Below are 16,044 nucleotides of genomic sequence, written 5' to 3' on the forward strand. Positions count from 1 at the left end.
GGGAAGGGGGCGGGGAATGAGCCGGGGCGCACGGGCCTTCGCCCGGACGTGCCCGACCTGCCCGCCGTCGAGACCGCGCCCGCCCGCCCCGCCGTCCCGGGACCGGGCCGGGCGGGGACCGCGGACCGGCTGTGGACGCCGCGGACCGTGCTGGCCCTGGTGGCTCTCGCGCTGGGCGGCTTCGCCATCGGCACCACCGAGTTCGTCACGATGGGCCTGCTGCCCGACATCGCCCGCGGCGTCGGCGTGGACATCCCCACCGGGGGCCACGTCATCTCCGCCTACGCCGTCGGCGTCGTCGTGGGCGCGCCGGTGATCGCCGCGCTGGGCGCCCGGCTGCCCCGCCGACTGCTCGTGGTGGGTCTGCTGACGGCCCTGCTGGTGGGCAACGCGCTCACCGCGCTGGCGCCCGGGTACCGCACCCTGCTGGTCGCCCGGGTCGTCGCCGGCCTGCCGCACGGCGCCTACTTCGGCGTCGCCTCGCTGATCGCCGCCTCGCTGGTCGCCCCGCACGTCCGTGGCCGGGCGGTGAGCTCGGTGATGCTCGGCCTGGCCGCGGCCAACGTCGCGGGGGTGCCCGCGGCCACCTGGCTGGGGCAGCAGCTCGGCTGGCGGTCCGCCTACTGGGCCGTCGTCGTCCTCGCCGCGCTGACCGTGGCCGCCGTCCTCACGGTGGTGCCCTCGACGCCCGGCCGGCCGTCGGCGAGCGTGCGCACCGAGCTGGGGGCCCTGCGCCGGCCGCAGGTGCTGCTGACGCTGCTGGCCGGCGTCGTCGGCTTCGGCGGCATGTTCGCCATGTACAGCTACATCGCGCCGATCGTCACCGACGTCACCGGGCGCCCCGCCGGCTTCGTGCCGGTGGTGCTGCTCGCCTTCGGCCTCGGCGGCGTCGCGGGCACCACGCTGGGCGGCCGGCTCGCCGACCGCGCGCTGTTCCGCTCGCTCGTGGGCGCCATGGCGGCCACCGGCCTGCTGCTGGCGGTCCTGCCCGCGGCCGCGGGCAGCGCGGTCGCGCTCACCGCGCTGGTCTTCACCGTGGCGGCCGCCGCCTCCACCCTGGTCGTCCTCCTGCAGCTGCGGCTGATGGAGGTCGCCGGCGACGCCCAGATGCTCGGCGCGGCGCTGAACCACTCCTCGCTGAACGCCGCCAACGCCCTGGGCGCCTGGATCGGCGGGCTGGTCATCGCCGCCGGGCTGGGCTACACCGCCCCGAGCCTGGTCGGCGCCGGGCTCGCCGTGCTGGGGCTCGGCGTGCTGGCCGTCTCCGCCGCACTGCGCCGACGGGGCGGCACCGACGTCGCCGGGAGCTGACCGGCTGCAACCTGGGTGCAACGTTGGCCGGCGCACGGGCTGCGGCGGTCGGTCGCGCGTCGTTCCCGCTCCAGCGGGAGAAATGGCCATCGCACGACCGCTCGCGCGGAACCTCCGTCCGTCAGGGGGGAGGTAAGCGTGGCCTAATGCTTGTGCCCGTTGTCACACTTCGCGCAGACCGCCCGCGTCACGCGGCGCACCCCCTGCAACGGAGCGGAGGACACACATGACCCAGATCAACGTACGGGTCGACGGACAGTCCTACTCGGACGACGTCGAACCCCGGACCCTGCTGGTCCACTACCTGCGCGAGCAGCTCGGCAAGGTGGGCACGGTCGTGGGCTGCGACACCAGCAACTGCGGTGCCTGCACCGTCCACCTGGACGGCGAGGCGGTCAAGTCGTGCACCGTGCTGGCCGTCCAGGCCGACGGGTCGACCGTCACCACCATCGAGGGCATCGCCGACGGCAACACCCTGCACCCGATGCAGAAGGCCTTCCACGAGCAGCACGGCCTGCAGTGCGGGTTCTGCACCCCCGGGATGATCATGGCCTCGATCGACCTGGTCGGGGACAACCCCGACCCCAGCGACGACGAGGTCCGCGAGGGCATCGAGGGCAACCTCTGCCGCTGTACCGGTTACCAGAACATCGTCAAGGCCGTGCAGCAGGCCGCCGCGGAGATGCGCGGCGGCGGCGCCCCGGCCGACTCCTCGCCCGCGATGGGAGCCCAGGCATGACCGTCACCGAGGACGCCGCCACCGTCGCCCCGGCCAAGGAGGTCGGGCAGGCGCGCGCACGCAAGGAGGACGCCCGGCTGATCACCGGGAAGACCACCTGGACCGACAACATGACGCTGCCGGGGATGCTGCACCTGTCGGTGCTGCGCAGCCCGGTGGCCCACGCCCGGATCACCCACCTCGACGTCAGCGCCGCCGCTGAGAGCCCCAACGTCGTCGCCGTCTTCACCGGCCGCGACCTCGCCGAGGAGCAGGGCTCCATCCCGTGCGCCTGGCCGGTCACCCCGGACATGGTCAACCCCGGGCACCCCTCCATCGCCGTCGACCAGGTCAACCACGTCGGTGAGGCCGTCGCGGTCGTCGTCGCCCGCAGCCGGTCGGCCGCGGCCGACGCGCTGGAGAAGGTGGACGTCGACTACGAGTCGCTGCCGGTCGTGCTGGACATGGAGGAGGCGGTCAAGGACGGCTCACCGCTGGTCCACGACCACCTCGAGTCCAACACCAGCTACCACTTCGTCTTCGACGCCGGCGAGGCCGGCACCGGCGGGGACACCGAGCAGGCCTTCGCCGGTGCCGACGTCGTCGTCTCCCGCCGGTTCATCAACCAGCGCCTCATCCCCGCGTTCATGGAGCCGCGCTCGGTCGTCGTCCAGCCGCAGGGTGACAACTTCACGATGTGGTCGGCCACCCAGGTCCCGCACGTGCTGCGGGTCATGCTGGCCATGGTCACCGGCGTCCCCGAGCACAAGCTGCGGATCATCGCCCCCGACGTCGGCGGCGGCTTCGGCGGCAAGCTGCAGGTCAACCCGGAGGAGGTGCTCGCGCTCCTCATCGCCCGGCGGCTGGGCAAGCCGGTGAAGTGGACCGAGACCCGCAGCGAGTCGCTGATGACCGCCCACCACGGTCGCGACCAGGTGCAGTTCATCGACATCGCCGCCGACCGCGAGGGCCACGTCAAGGGCCTGCGGGTGCGCCTGCTGGCCGACATGGGCGCCTACCTGCGGCTGATCACGCCGGGCGTCCCGGCGCTGGGCGCGTTCATGTTCCCGGCGATCTACAAGTTCCCGGCCTACCGCTTCGAGTGCGACGGCGTCTTCACCAACAAGGTGCCCACCGACGCCTACCGGGGCGCGGGGCGGCCCGAGGCGACGTTCGCCATCGAGCGGATCATGGACGAGCTCGCCGTCGAGCTCGGCATGGACCCGCTCGAGCTGCGTCGCAAGAACTGGATCAACGCCGACGAGTTCCCGTTCACCACCGTGGCCGGGCTGGAGTACGACAGCGGCGACTACGAGCAGGCCACCCAGCAGGCGCTGCAGCTGCTCGGCTACGACGAGCTGCGCGCCGAGCAGCAGCGCCGCCGCGAGTCGAACGACCCCGTGCAGCTGGGCATCGGCTTCTCCACCTTCACCGAGATGTGCGGCCTGGCCCCCTCCCGGGTGCTCGGCTCGCTGGCCTACGGCGCGGGCGGCTGGGAGTCGGCGTCCATCCGGATGCTGCCCACCGGCAAGGTCGAGGTGGTCACCGGTTCCACCCCGCACGGCCAGGGCCACGAGACGGCCTGGAGCCAGCTGGTCGCCGACCAGCTGGGCGTGCCGTTCGAGGACGTCGAGGTGCTGCACGGCGACACCGCCATCTCCCCCCGGGGCATGGACACCTACGGGTCCCGGTCCCTGGTGGTCGGCGGCACCGCGGTGGTCAAGGCCGCGGAGAAGGTCGTCGCCAAGGCCCGCAAGGTCGCCGCGCACCTGCTGGAGGCCAGCGAGGACGACCTGGAGTTCACCGGCGGCAAGTTCTCCGTCAAGGGGACGCCGGGCTCCGGCGTGGGCATCCAGGAGGTGGCCCTGGCCGTCTTCGCCGCCCACGACTACCCCGACGACGTCGAGCCCTCGATCGACGCCGAGGCGACGTTCGACCCGGTCAACTTCTCCTTCCCCCACGGCACGCACATCTGCGCCATGGAGGTCGACACCGAGACCGGGTTCGTGAAGATCCGCAAGTACGCCTCGGTGGACGACGTCGGCACGATCGTCAACCCGCTGATCGTGGAGGGCCAGATCCACGGCGGCCTGGCCCAGGGCATCGCCCAGGCGCTCTACGAGGAGGCGATCTACGACGCCGACGGCAACCTGACCACGGGCACGTTCGTGGACTACCTGGTGCCCTCGGCCGCGGACCTGCCGCACTTCGACACCGGCAACACCGTGCACGTGGCCCCGGGCAACCCGATCGGGGCGAAGGGCGTCGGGGAGGCCGGCTGCATCGCCAGCACCCCCGCGGTGGTCAACGCCGCGCTGGACGCCGTCCGGCACCTCGGCGTGAGCGACATCCGGATGCCGCTCACCCCGGAACGGGTGTGGCGGGCCATCCACCAGGGCGGGGACGGCGGGGACCGTGCCACCGCCGTCTCCAACGCCCAGGGCGCCACCTCCGGCGGCGCCGCCGACGCAGCCATGGGAGGAGCCCAGTGATCCCCGCAGCCTTCGCCTACGCCCGGCCCACCACCGTCGACGAGGCGCTGCAGGCCATCGCCTCCGGCGGCGAGGACGTCAAGGTCCTGGCCGGGGGGCAGTCCCTGATCCCGGTCATGCGGCTGCGGCTGGCCGCACCCGAGACCGTCGTCGACCTGACCCGGGTGGCCGAGCTGCGCGGGGTCCGCGAGGAGGGGGACCAGCTGGTCATCGGTGCGATGACCACGCACTCCGACATCGTGGCCGACCCGCTGATCGCGCAGTACGGGCAGCTGATCGCCCAGGCGACCGAGACGGTCGCCGACCGGCAGGTGCGCCACCGGGGCACCTTCGGTGGCGCGCTGGCCCATGCCGACCCGGCCGGGGACCTACCGTCGGTCGCCCTCGCGCTGGACGCGGAGTTCGTCCTCGTCGGCCCGGGCGGGCGGCGGTCGGTGCCGGCGGCGGAGTTCTTCGTCGACTACCTCACCACTGCCCTGGAGGAGGGGGAGCTGCTCGTCGAGGTCCGGGTGCCCAAGCTCGCCGAGACCGACGGGTGGGGCGTGCGGTACGAGAAGTTCAACCGGGTCGCCCAGGCGTGGTCGATCGTGGCGGTCGCCGCCGCGGTGCGGCGTGAGGGCGGCCGGATCGCCGAGGCGCGCATCGGGCTGACCAACATGGGGTCGACCCCGCTGCGGGCCCGTGCGACCGAGGCCGCGCTGGTGGGGGCCGACCTGAGCATGGAGGCGGTCACCGCGGCCGCCGCCATGGCCGCGGAGGGCACCGACCCCAGCAGCGACCTCAACGCCCAGGCCGACTACCGCCAGCACCTGGCCCAGGTGCTGACCCGTCGGGCCCTGGTCGCGGCGGCCGGGCTGTAGCCCGACACGATCCGGCCTGCCGGACCGGTCCGTCACGTCCGTGACGCAGGTCCGGCAGGCCGTCGCCGCTCCCCCGCGCGCGGGCGGCCGTCCCGTGGTCGGATGGGCATCCGGGCGGAGGAGTGCGCGGTAGCGTCGACCCCTCACCCCGATCCCCGCACGCCCCGGTCCCGCCGTCGGCCCCCTCGCCCGGGGACCGCGCGAGCCGCACCCACTCGGAGGTCCTGCAGTGCAGCTGGAGAACTCGTTCACCGTCCCCCTGCCCGTCGACGAGGCCTGGCGGGTGCTGATGGACATCGACCGGATCGCCCCCTGCATGCCCGGCGCGGTGCTGGACTCCGTGGAGGGTGACGACTTCACCGGCCGGGTGAAGGTCAAGCTCGGCCCGATCAACCTCACCTACCAGGGCAAGGGCTCGTTCATCGAACGCGACGAGACCGCCCACCAGGCCAAGATCGACGCCCGCGGCAAGGACCAGCGGGGCAACGGCACCGCCTCGGCCATCATCACCGCGAAGCTGGCCGGCGAGGGCAGTGTGACCCGGGTCGACGTGCTCACCGACCTCAACATCACCGGCCGTCCGGCCCAGTTCGGCCGCGGCGTCATGACCGACGTCGGCAACAAGCTGCTCGGCCAGTTCGCCGACAAGCTGTCCGCGCAGCTGGCCAGCGGGGACGCCGGCGTCGACCCGTCGAAGGTCGACACCGAGGCCGCCGCCACGACTCAGGAGCCGAGTGTCGCCGGGTCGGCGAAGGCCGCGGCCGGCAAGGCCGCCGCCACGACCGCCGGTGTGGTCGAGGAGGCCGCCGCGTCCGCCGAGGGCTCGGCCGGGGGCGACACCCCCGCCAAGAAGGCCGCCGCCGCCACGAAGAAGACCGCCGCGGCGGCCGCTGACACGAGCGCCGCCGCCGAGGCGTCCGCGAAGCCGGCCACGGCCACCACCCCGGGGAAGGCCACCCCCGCCGCGGCCGGCGCGGACGACGTCGGTGCGGCCGCCTCGTTCAGCGGCACCGGCACGGTGGAGGACGCCGCGCCCACCACCGAGCCCACCCCGATCACCTCCGCCCGCAAGGCGCCGAGCAAGCCCCCGTCGGGCACGACGGCGCCCCCGAACAAGCCCGCGTCCGGCGGCCCGGCCCGCACGACTCCGCGGGCGGTCCCGGCCGAGCCCGAGCCGATCGACCTGCTCGAGGTCGCCGGCGGCGCGGCGATGACCCGCTACGCGGTCCCCGCCGGCGGGGTGGCGGCGCTGCTGCTGCTGATCCTCTTCGTCCTCCGGCGCCGCTCGAGCTGACAAAGGACCCCCGCCCTGGCCCGCTTCAGGGGCCCGGCCCGAGCCTGCGAGGGCAGGGGAGGAGCGGGTCCTTCCACTCGCGGTGGGCCCCTGCAGGGGGCCAGCCCAGATGAGTCTGGGCCGTCAGGGGCGGAGGTGCTGCAGCCAGTCGAGGGCTGCGGTGACCACCGCGTCGACGTCCCGGGTGAGCGCGTGGTCACCCGGGACGGCGACCACCCGGCCGGGGTGCCCGGGCAGCGCCCGGGTGACCTCGGCGGGGGAGCCGAAGGCGTCCCGCTCCCCCTGAACGACCAGCAGCGGGACGGCGACCCCGGTGAGCTCGGCGGCGCGGCTCTTCTCCGGGCGCCGGGGCGGGTGCAGCGGGAACGCCAGCGCCAGCACCCCGGCCGCCCGCTGCCCGGCCGCCGTCCGGCAGGCCACCCGGGCACCCGCGCTGCGGCCGCCGAGGACCAGCGGCCCGGGCAGCTCGCCGGTGGCGCGCAACGCCGCCAGCACCGCCGTCCAGCCCTCGTCCAGCCGGGGCGGTGCGGGGGCGATCCGCCGTCCGGCCACCCGCCACGGCTGGTCCACCCGCAGGGCCCGCCACCCCGCGCCGGCTGCGGCGGCGGCGACCGCGGTCAGGTCGGCCGCGTCGCTCCCGCCGCCGGCGCCGTGCCCGAGGACCAGCGTCCCGCGGGGCACGCCGGGAGGCTCGTCCCGGTGCACCCGGGCCGGCCCGAGCGGCGTGCCGACCTCCTCCGGCCGGCCCGCCGGGCTCACCGGGCCGGCGGCAGGGCCAGCAGCGCCTCGACGACCGCGACCAGGTCCGGCGCCTGGACGTGCGGCGGCTCGTAGACCTCGGCGTACACCAGCTCGGACCGGGCGGAGGTGAAGCCGCCGGTGAGTCCCGCGCGCTGGGCCCCCAGCACGTCCCACGAGTGCGCCGCGACCAGCGCCATCTCCTCCGGCGCCACGCCGCACACCCCGGCGGCCCACAGGTAGGCCTGCGGGCTGGGTTTCCACGCCCGGATCGACTGCGACGTCAGGCTCCGCTCGACCAGCGGGGACAGCCCGCCGCGCGCCAGCCCGGCCTCGGCGACCCCGGGACCCCCGTGGCTGAGGGTCACCGCGCGCACGCCCGCCGCCGCCAGCCGCCGCAGCGCCGGCTCGACGTCCGGGTGCGGGGCGAGCTCGGCGAAGGCGTCGGCGACCCGCACGCAGGCCTCGGCCGGGAGCCCGGTGGTCTGGGCGACCGAGGACTCGAAGACGGCGCGGAACGGCGACCAGCTCCCGACGACGGTGGCGGCGAACCCGGTGGCCAGCGTCCGGGAGAACACGGCGGCCAGCACCTCGGCCGGCTGGCCGTGCTCGACCAGCGCCGCCCGGACCGGCGCGAGGTCCAGCAGCGTCTCGTTCACGTCGAACGCGACCACGAGCGGGCGGGTGCGCCCGGCGCTCATGCCTGGTCCCGCTCGTCGACGGGCAGGTCGGACCCGGCGTCGGCCGGTCGGCGGCTGGTGTGGCCGGCCACCTTGCGGTAGACGAACCAGCCCACGAACGCGACGGCCGCGGCGACCACCACGTAGTCCAGGTAGTGCAGGTTCGCCTGCACGAAGTCGCCGGCGGCCACGCCCAGGCCGATCAGCAGGCTGTTCCAGATCAGGCTGCCGCCGGCGGTGTAGAGCAGGAACTGGGGCAGCGGCATCTTGACCACCCCGGCGGGGACGGACACGAAGCTGCGGACGATCGGCACCATCCGGCCGAAGAAGACCGCGGACCGCCCGTGCCGCTCGAACCAGTCGAAGGTCTTGTCCACGTCCTCGGTCTCCACCAGCGGCAGCCGGTCGAGGAAGGCGTGCGAGCGGCGGGGGCCCAGCGCCCGGCCGATGGAGTACAGCACCAGGGCCCCGACGACCGAGCCGACCGTCGCCCACAAGATGACCGGGACCAGTGACAGCCGGCCCTCGTTGATCAGCACGCCGGCGGCCCCGAGCACCACCTCGCTGGGGATCGGCGGGATCACCGTCTCGATGAGGATGGTGAGGCCGACGCCCACCGCCCCCAGGCGCTCGACGAGGTCGAGCAGGAAGCCGGTGATGCCCCCCTGGTCGGAAGAGGCAGCGGCGAGGACGGACATGGCGCCCACGGTATCCGCGAGGCTCGTGCGTCGCCGGGCCCGACCGCCGCGGCGCCAGTAGGTTCTGGGTCCATGCTGCAGCGCTTCACCGCCCGCGCCGTCGTCGTCGGGGACCGGACGGGCACCGTCGTTCCCGATGCGGTCGTCGACGTCGAGGACGGGACCATCCGCTGGGTCGGGCCGGCCGCCGACGCCCCGCCGGCCGGCGACGCGGCGGTGACCCGGCTGCCCGGCGTGCTGACCCCCGGGCTGGTGAACACCCACTCGCACGCGCCGATGGTGCTGTTCCGCGGGCAGGGTGAGGGGCTGCCGCTGGACCGGTGGCTGCGCGAGGTGATGTGGCCCCGCGAGGCGCGGCTGACCCCCGAGGACGTCGAGGTGGCGATGACCGCGGCGTCGGCGGAGATGCTCCGGCACGGGGTGACCACCAGTGTGGAGATGTACTTCCACCCGGAGCGGATCGCCGCCGCCGTACGCGCCACCGGCGCCCGCGCGCTGGTCGCCAACCCGCTGATCGGGCTGCCCGGCTTCGGCAGCTTCGACGAGCAGCTGGAGACCGCCGTCCGGCTCTCCGCGGACGGGGACGACCGGGTCGAGTACGGGATCGGCCCGCACTCGGCGTACACGGTGCCGCTGCCGGTGCTCGGCCGGGCCGCCGGGGCCGCCCGCGAGCACGGCCTGCTGCTCACCGTGCACGTCGCCGAGACCGCCACCGAGGGCGCGGACCTGCTCGCCGAGCACGGCCTCAGCGTGCCGTCGCTGCTCGCCGCGCACGACGTGCTGGGCGGCCGGGTGCTCGGGGCGCACTGCGTCCACATGGACGACGGCGACCTCGAGCTGTGGCGCGAGTACGACGTGGCCGTGGCGCACTGCCCCAGCAGCAACAGCAAGCTGGCCAGCGGCACCGCCCGGCTGCGGGACATGCTCGACCTGGGGATCCGGGTGGGCGTGGGGACCGACGGGCCGGCGTCCAACGACAACCTCGACCTGTTCGAGGACCTCCGGCTGGCGGCCCAGCTGGCCCGGCTGCGCGAGCGGGACGCCACCGCGGTCACCGCCCCGGAGGCGTTCTGGCTCGCCACCGGGGCCGCCGCCGACGCGATCGGCCGGCCCGACCTCGGTCAGCTCGCCGCCGGGCGGCGCGCGGACCTCGTGCACGTCGACAGCGAGGACATCGCGTTCGTCCCGGTGGGCGACCTGGGCGACCTGCTCACCCACCTGGTCTGGTCGGTGGGGTCCCGGCACGTGCGCGACACCTGGGTGGCCGGGCGCCAGGTGGTGGCCGACGGGGTGTGCACCACGGTGGACGAGGCCGCGCTGCGGGCCGACGTCCAGACCCGCGCCATGCGCCTGGCCGGCCGCTGACCCCGCTCAGGCACGCAGCGAGACGGTCTGGCCCCGGCCGACGGTGCGGACCTCGCCGGGCAGTTGCCGGTCGGCCACCTCGGCCACGAAGTCGCCGAGCGGGGACCGGAAGAGCCCGTAGTCGTCGAAGTGCACCGGCACGGTGACCTGCGGCTTCAGCAGGTCCACCAGGTCGGCGCCCTGCGTGCTGTCCATGGTGACCAGGACGCCGGCGACCCGGGTGCCGCCGAGGTGCGGGACCAGCACGTCGAGCGGGCCGCAGCGTTCCAGCAGCTCGCCGAGGGCGGGCCGGAAGAGGGTGTCGCCGCTGACGTAACCGCGCCACCGGGTCGCGCCGTCCCGGACCAGCTCCAGCACGCTGCCCATCACCTGGGGCAGCAGCCGGGCCAGCGGGCCCGGACCGTGCACGCCGGGCACGCTGGTGATCCGCAGGGTGTGCGCGCCGCGGGTCAGCTCGTGGGTCTGCCAGGGGCGCAGGTCCGCCGTGCCCGTGAACCCGCGCTCGCCCAGGCAGGCAGCGGCCTCCGGGGTGGTGACCACGGGGGTGTCCTTGGGCAGCGTGCGGGTGGCGATGCGGTCCCAGTGGTCGCCGTGCATGTGCGAGAGCAGGACGGCGTCCAGCGCGGGGAGCTGGGCGGGCACCAGCGCGGGGTCGGTCAACCGGCGGCTGCGCAACCCGTACCCGAGGTGGGCCCATTGGCCGCGGTGCAGGAAGTTCGGGTCGGTGAGCAGCGTGAACGGCCCCAGCCGCAGCAGCGTCGTGGCGGTGCCGCCGAAGGTCAGGGTGACGTCGTCCGGGTCAGCTGCCATGCCCGTCGGCTACCCGTCGGCCCTCGCTCCGCAACCCCGGGGTCCTCCGCGGCCGAAGGGACCATGGGCGCACACTCGCCGCGACGGCGCGCGGGTCCACTGGGACGATCGCCGGCGTCCGTGTACGGGGAGGGAGGAGCGTCGTGGGGCTGGTCCTCGGGATCGTGGCCGTGGTGATCGTCGTGGGCGTGGTCGCCGGCCTCTGCGACCGCTTCGGCTGGCCGACGCCGCTGGTCCTGGTGGTTGTCGGCGTGGCGGTGTCCCTCGTGCCGGGCGTGCCGGAGGTCGAGCTCGACCCCGACCTGGTGCTGCACGCGCTGCTCCCGCCGCTGCTGTACGCGACCGCCGTGCGCACGTCGCTCTTCGACTTCCGGCGCAGCAAGACCAGCATCGTGCTGATGTCGGTGGTGCTGGTCGTGTTCAGCACGCTCGTCGTCGGCTGGGTTGCCTGGCTGCTGCTGCCCGGGGTCGCCCTGGCCGCCGCCCTGGCGCTCGGCGCCGTCGTCGCGCCGCCCGACGCGGTGGCCGCCGCCGCGATGGGCCGCCGGCTGGGGCTCCCGCGCCGGGTCGCGACGCTGCTGGAGCAGGAGAGCCTGGTCAACGACGCCGCGGCGCTGATCGCGCTGAGCGTGGCGCTGTCGGCGCTGACGTCCTCCCCCTCCCCGGTCGAGGTCGGCGGGGACTTCCTGTGGGCGGTGGTGGGCGCAGTCCTCATCGGCGGCCTGGTCGCCGCGGTGCTCGCCGTCGTCCGCGCCAGGGTCGGGGACCCGGTGCTCGACACGCTGGTGTCCTTCGTCGCCCCCTACCTGGCCTTCCTGCCCGCGGAGTCGGTGCACGCCTCCGGCGTCCTGGCCACCGTCGTGACCGGCCTGGTCCTGGCGCACCTGTCCCCGAGGATCCAGACGGCGTCGGCCCGGGTCACCGAGGCGATCACGTGGCGGACGATCGCCTTCGTCCTGGAGAACGGCGTCTTCCTGCTGATCGGCATGCAGCTGCCCGCGCTGCTCAGCGGGGCGGCCGAGACCGGCGTGGGAGCCGGGCGGATCGTCCTGCTCTGCGTCGGCGTGCTGGTCGCCACCGTCGTCGCCCGGGCCGTGTTCGTCTTCGGCGTGGCCGGCGTGCTGCGCCGGGGGACGCCGCGGATGCGACGGCAGGCCTGGAGCCCCGCCGTCGCCGTCCTCGTCTCCTGGGCCGGCATGCGCGGCGTGGTGACGCTGGCCGCGGCCCAGCTGCTGCCCCAGGACCTCCCGGACCGCGACGTCCTGGTGCTGGCGGCGTTCACCGTCGTGGTCGGCACACTGCTCGTGCAGGGCTCCACGCTCCCGTGGCTGGTGCGCCGGGTGGGCCTGCCCGCACCCGACCCGGCCGAGGACGCGCTCCAGGCCGCGGAGATCGGGGACGCGGCCCACATGGCGGGGCTGCGCCGGCTCGACGAGCTCGTCACCGGTGACGAGCCGGAGGGGCTGGTGGAGAGGCTCCGGGACCGCTCCACGGCCCGGTCGCACGCGGCCTGGGAGCGGCTGGGCCGGCCGCTGGCCGAGCAGGAGACCCCGTCGAGCACCTACGCCCGGCTGCGGATGGAGATGCTCGCCGCCGAGCGGGACGTGGTGGTGCGGGCCCGGGACACCGGCATCGCCCCGACCGAGGTGCTGAGCGACGCGATGCGGGCGATCGACGTGGAGGAGTCGCTGCTCGACCGGCACGAGGAGCTGGCGGCGCGGGCGCGCGACGGCGCCCTGGCGCCCCGGCGCGCCGAGGCGCGCTGCGCACACCTGGCGTCGGCGCCGGCGGGCGAGCCCCGCCCGGCGCCGGCGTGCGAGGACTGTCTCCGCGAGGGGACGACGTGGGTCCACCTGCGGACCTGCCTGAGCTGCGGCCACGTGGGTTGCTGCGACTCCTCACCGCGCCGGCACTCGCGGGAGCACTTCGCCGCGGCCGGGCACCCCGTCGTGGTGAGCGCCGAACCGGGAGAGGCCTGGCGCTGGTGCTGGGTGGACGAGCAGTTGGGGTAGTGGAAGGACCCCCCTGCCCCCCACCGCTCGCGAGCTCGCGGCGGGACCCTGCAGCGGGGCCGACACCCCGGCGGCGGCGGGCTGTCGGCCCCGGCTGGTAGACACGGACCCGTGTCACAGACCCGTTCCGTCGACGAGTCCTTCCTCGCCCTGCCGCTGTCCGCGCTCACCGACGCCGCGCTGACCCGCGCGCTCGACCTCGGCTGCGAGCACGCCGACCTGCGCGTGGAGCGGATCCGCACGCAGACGATCCGGCTGCGCGACGCCCGGCTCGAGGCCCTGGCCGACGGGGAGGACCTGGGCCTCGCCGTCCGCGTCGTGCACGAGGGCACCTGGGGCTTCGCCGCCGGCGTCGTCCTCACCGCGGCCGAGGCCGTGCGGCTGGCCGAGGAGGCCGTCGCCGTCGCGCAGGTGTCCGCGGCGATGAACACCGACCGGGTGGAGCTGGCCCCCGAGCCGACCTACGACGGCTCGTGGGTGTCGGCCTACGACGTCGACCCGTTCGACGTGCCCGACGCGGAGAAGACCGGCCTGCTCGTGTCGCTGTCCGAGCAGCTGCTGGCCGCCGACGGCGTCGAGCACGTGCAGAGCAGCTGCACGCACGTCAAGGAGCAGAAGTACTACGCCGACACCGCCGGCACCCGCACCCGCCAGCAGCGGGTGCGCATCCACCCGGAGTTCACCGCGCTGACCGTCGACCGGTCCACCGGCGCGTTCGAGTCGATGCGCACGCTGGCCCCGCCGGTGGGCCGCGGCTGGGAGTTCCTCACCGGCGACACCTGGGACTGGGGCCGCGAGCTCGCCGAGCTGCCGGAGCTGCTGCGGGAGAAGACCAAGGCCCCGTCGGTGCAGCCGGGCCGCTACGACCTGGTCGTCGACCCGTCCAACCTGTGGCTGACCATCCACGAGTCGATCGGCCACGCCACCGAGCTGGACCGGGCGCTCGGGTACGAGGCCGCCTACGCCGGGACGTCGTTCGCCACCGTGGACAAGCTCGGCACCCTGCAGTACGGCTCGCCGCGGATGAACGTCACCGGCGACCGGGTGGTCGAGCACGGCCTGTCGACCGTCGGCTGGGACGACGAGGGCGTGGCCGGCCAGCAGTGGGACCTGGTCCGGGACGGCGTGCTGGTCGGCTACCAGGTCGACCGGAACATGGCCCGGCTGCGGGGGCTGCCCCGCTCCAACGGCTGCGCGTTCGCCGACTCCCCGTCACACGTGCCGGTGCAGCGGATGGCCAACGTGTCGCTGCAGCCGGCGCCCGACGGCCCGTCCACCGAGGAGGTGATCGCGGGGGTGGAACGCGGCATCTACGTGGTCGGGGACAAGAGCTGGTCGATCGACATGCAGCGCTACAACTTCCAGTTCACCGGTCAGCGGTTCCACCGGATCGAGAACGGCCGGCTGGTCGGGCAGCTCAAGGACGTGGCCTACCAGGCGACGACGACCGACTTCTGGGGCTCGATGTCGGTGGTCGGCGGCCCGCAGACGTACGTGCTGGGCGGGGCGTTCAACTGCGGCAAGGCGCAGCCGGGCCAGGTCGCCGCGGTCAGCCACGGCTGCCCGACGGCCCTGTTCGAGAACACGACCATCCTCAACACCGCGCAGGAGTCCGGCCGATGAGCGCCCCCACCCCGCAGGAGCTGGTCGAGCGGGCGCTGGACGCCTCCACCGCCGACGGGCAGGTCACCTACGTCGTGGAGAGCTCGGAGGCCAACCTCCGCTGGGCGAGCAACAGCCTGACCACCAACGGCGCGATGCGGTCGCGCCAGGTGGTGGTCATCTCCTTCGTCGACGGCGGCGCCGGGATGGCGACGGGCACGGTCGCCCGCACCGGGACGCCGGACGTCGCCGCGCTGGTGGCCGCCAGCGAGCAGGCCGCCCGGGACGCCGGCCCGGCCGAGGACGCGATGCCATTGGTGAGCGACGTGCCGCCCGGCTCGGGGGACTGGGACGCCGACGCCGCGGAGACCTCGATCGGGGTGTTCAGCGAGTTCGCCCCGGCGCTCGGGCAGGCCTTCGGCGAGGCCCGGGACCGCGGGGAGCTGCTGTTCGGGTTCGCCGAGCACCAGCTGTCCACCACGTACCTGGGCACCTCGACGGGGCTCCGGCTGCGCCACGACCAGCCCACCGGCCGGGTCGAGCTGAACGGCAAGACCCCGGACTTCGGCCGCTCGGTCTGGGCCGGCGTGGGCACCCGCGACTTCTCCGACGTGTCGGTGGCCGACCTGGCGGCCGACGTGCAGCGCAAGATGGCCTGGTCGCAGCGCCGGATCGAGCTGCCGGCGGGCCGCTACGAGACCCTGCTGCCGCCGTCCACGGTCAGCGACCTGATGATCTACGCCTACTGGACGATGGAGGCGCGGGACGCCGACGAGGGCCGCAACGTCTACGCCAAGGCCGGCGGCGGCAACCGGATCGGCGAACGGCTGGCGGCGCTGCCGCTGACCCTGCGCAGCGACCCGCACGCCCCAGGGCTGGAGGCCTGCCCGTTCCAGGTGGTCGGCGGCTCGTCCGGGACGGCGTCGGTGTTCGACAACGGCATGGCCACGCCGGCGGTCGACTGGATCTCCGGGGGCGTGCTCACCAACCTGATCCGGCCGCGCGCGTGGGCGCTGAAGACGACGGCGCCGGCCACCGCCGCCGTCGACAACCTGGTGCTCGAGGACCCGACCGCCACCGCCACGCAGGCGGAGATGGTCGCCGCGACCGAGCGCGGGCTGCTGCTGACCACGCTCTGGTACATCCGCGAGGTCGACCCGCAGACCCTGCTGCTCACCGGGCTCACCCGGGACGGCGTCTTCCTCGTGGAGGGCGGCGAGGTCACCGGGGCGGTGAACAACTTCCGCTTCAACGAGTCGCCGGTCGACCTGCTCGGCCGGGCCACCCAGGCCGGCGTGACCGAGCGGACCCTGCCGCGGGAGTGGAACGACTGGTTCAGCCGGGCCGCCATGCCGACGCTGCGGGTGCCGGACTTCAACATGAGCTCGGTGTCGCCCGCCAGCTGACGGCGCCGGGAGCGTCCGGGCGGCCTGCTGGCCGGGCGCCGCGGTACCGGGGCGACCG

Annotated in this window: 13 protein-coding genes; 9 read left to right on the forward strand and 4 right to left on the reverse strand. The window is 74.8% G+C overall.

Annotation, left to right across the window (positions count from 1 at the left end; translation table 11 throughout):
• Window positions 1-48: 48 nt before the first annotated feature.
• The 5 genes from ACWIX6_RS01760 (at window position 49) to ACWIX6_RS01780 (ending at window position 6,675) form a co-directional block, all read left to right on the forward strand.
• Complete coding sequence (locus ACWIX6_RS01760) at window positions 49-1,311, forward strand: MFS transporter (RefSeq protein ID WP_448615127.1); 1,263 nt, start codon at window positions 49-51, stop codon at window positions 1,309-1,311.
• A 226-nt stretch (window positions 1,312-1,537) separates the two neighbouring features.
• Entirely contained in the window at window positions 1,538-2,050 is a 513-nt protein-coding gene (locus ACWIX6_RS01765) for a (2Fe-2S)-binding protein (RefSeq protein ID WP_448615128.1), read from the forward strand.
• Complete coding sequence (locus ACWIX6_RS01770; RefSeq protein WP_448615129.1) at window positions 2,047-4,521, forward strand: xanthine dehydrogenase family protein molybdopterin-binding subunit; 2,475 nt, start codon at window positions 2,047-2,049, stop codon at window positions 4,519-4,521. Before ACWIX6_RS01765 ends, ACWIX6_RS01770 begins: the two co-directional genes overlap by 4 nt.
• Window positions 4,518-5,381, forward strand: coding sequence for an FAD binding domain-containing protein (locus ACWIX6_RS01775; protein WP_448615130.1), 864 nt, complete (start codon window positions 4,518-4,520; stop codon window positions 5,379-5,381). Before ACWIX6_RS01770 ends, ACWIX6_RS01775 begins: the two co-directional genes overlap by 4 nt.
• 229 nt (window positions 5,382-5,610) lie before the next feature.
• Entirely contained in the window at window positions 5,611-6,675 is a 1,065-nt protein-coding gene (locus ACWIX6_RS01780) for an SRPBCC domain-containing protein (RefSeq protein WP_448615131.1), read from the forward strand.
• A 123-nt stretch (window positions 6,676-6,798) separates the two neighbouring features.
• On the opposite strand, the gene ACWIX6_RS01785 is transcribed toward ACWIX6_RS01780, so the two are convergent.
• The 3 genes from ACWIX6_RS01785 to ACWIX6_RS01795 form a co-directional block, all read right to left on the reverse strand.
• Window positions 6,799-7,356 (reverse strand): alpha/beta hydrolase family protein, encoded by a 558-nt coding sequence (locus ACWIX6_RS01785; RefSeq protein ID WP_448615132.1) that lies wholly within the window; start codon window positions 7,354-7,356, stop codon window positions 6,799-6,801.
• A 74-nt stretch (window positions 7,357-7,430) separates the two neighbouring features.
• Complete coding sequence (locus ACWIX6_RS01790) at window positions 7,431-8,114, reverse strand: HAD-IA family hydrolase (protein WP_448615133.1); 684 nt, start codon at window positions 8,112-8,114, stop codon at window positions 7,431-7,433.
• Window positions 8,111-8,791: a DedA family protein gene (locus ACWIX6_RS01795; protein ID WP_448615134.1), complete on the reverse strand. Its 681-nt coding sequence runs from the start codon at window positions 8,789-8,791 to the stop codon at window positions 8,111-8,113. Before ACWIX6_RS01795 ends, ACWIX6_RS01790 begins: the two co-directional genes overlap by 4 nt.
• A gap of 72 nt (window positions 8,792-8,863) precedes the next feature.
• Here ACWIX6_RS01795 and ACWIX6_RS01800 point away from each other — a divergent pair, with 72 nt between their 5' ends.
• Window positions 8,864-10,156, forward strand: a complete 1,293-nt coding sequence (locus ACWIX6_RS01800; RefSeq protein WP_448615135.1) for an amidohydrolase family protein — start codon at window positions 8,864-8,866, stop codon at window positions 10,154-10,156.
• Window positions 10,157-10,162: 6 nt separating this feature from the next.
• Here ACWIX6_RS01800 and ACWIX6_RS01805 read toward each other — a convergent pair whose 3' ends face one another.
• Complete coding sequence (locus tag ACWIX6_RS01805) at window positions 10,163-10,966, reverse strand: MBL fold metallo-hydrolase (protein ID WP_448615136.1); 804 nt, start codon at window positions 10,964-10,966, stop codon at window positions 10,163-10,165.
• A gap of 143 nt (window positions 10,967-11,109) precedes the next feature.
• On the opposite strand from ACWIX6_RS01805, the gene ACWIX6_RS01810 reads away from it, so the two are divergent.
• From ACWIX6_RS01810 to ACWIX6_RS01820, 3 genes are all read left to right on the forward strand, one after another.
• Window positions 11,110-12,978, forward strand: coding sequence for a cation:proton antiporter domain-containing protein (locus ACWIX6_RS01810; protein WP_448615137.1), 1,869 nt, complete (start codon window positions 11,110-11,112; stop codon window positions 12,976-12,978).
• A gap of 111 nt (window positions 12,979-13,089) precedes the next feature.
• On the forward strand, window positions 13,090-14,601 hold the full coding sequence (locus ACWIX6_RS01815) for a TldD/PmbA family protein (protein WP_448615138.1): 1,512 nt from the start codon (window positions 13,090-13,092) through the stop codon (window positions 14,599-14,601).
• The gene (locus ACWIX6_RS01820) at window positions 14,598-15,986 is read left to right on the forward strand and encodes a metallopeptidase TldD-related protein (RefSeq protein WP_448615139.1); all 1,389 of its coding nucleotides are present in this window, start codon (window positions 14,598-14,600) and stop codon (window positions 15,984-15,986) included. The genes ACWIX6_RS01815 and ACWIX6_RS01820 overlap by 4 nt, the downstream gene beginning before the upstream one ends.
• Window positions 15,987-16,044 lie beyond the last annotated feature (58 nt).

Source organism: Modestobacter sp. URMC 112 (assembly GCF_053502575.1).

What these genes read in the sequence shown, in the direction of transcription:
- ACWIX6_RS01765 (WP_448615128.1), top strand. Translation starts at nt 1,538, where the DNA reads ATGACCCAGATCAACGTACGGGTCGACGGACAGTCCTACTCGGACGAC.
- ACWIX6_RS01770 (WP_448615129.1), top strand. Translation starts at nt 2,047, where the DNA reads ATGACCGTCACCGAGGACGCCGCCACCGTCGCCCCGGCCAAGGAGGTC.
- ACWIX6_RS01790 (WP_448615133.1), bottom strand. Translation starts at nt 8,114, where the DNA reads ATGAGCGCCGGGCGCACCCGCCCGCTCGTGGTCGCGTTCGACGTGAAC.
- ACWIX6_RS01795 (WP_448615134.1), bottom strand. Translation starts at nt 8,791, where the DNA reads ATGTCCGTCCTCGCCGCTGCCTCTTCCGACCAGGGGGGCATCACCGGC.
- ACWIX6_RS01800 (WP_448615135.1), top strand. Translation starts at nt 8,864, where the DNA reads ATGCTGCAGCGCTTCACCGCCCGCGCCGTCGTCGTCGGGGACCGGACG.
- ACWIX6_RS01805 (WP_448615136.1), bottom strand. Translation starts at nt 10,966, where the DNA reads ATGGCAGCTGACCCGGACGACGTCACCCTGACCTTCGGCGGCACCGCC.
- ACWIX6_RS01820 (WP_448615139.1), top strand. Translation starts at nt 14,598, where the DNA reads ATGAGCGCCCCCACCCCGCAGGAGCTGGTCGAGCGGGCGCTGGACGCC.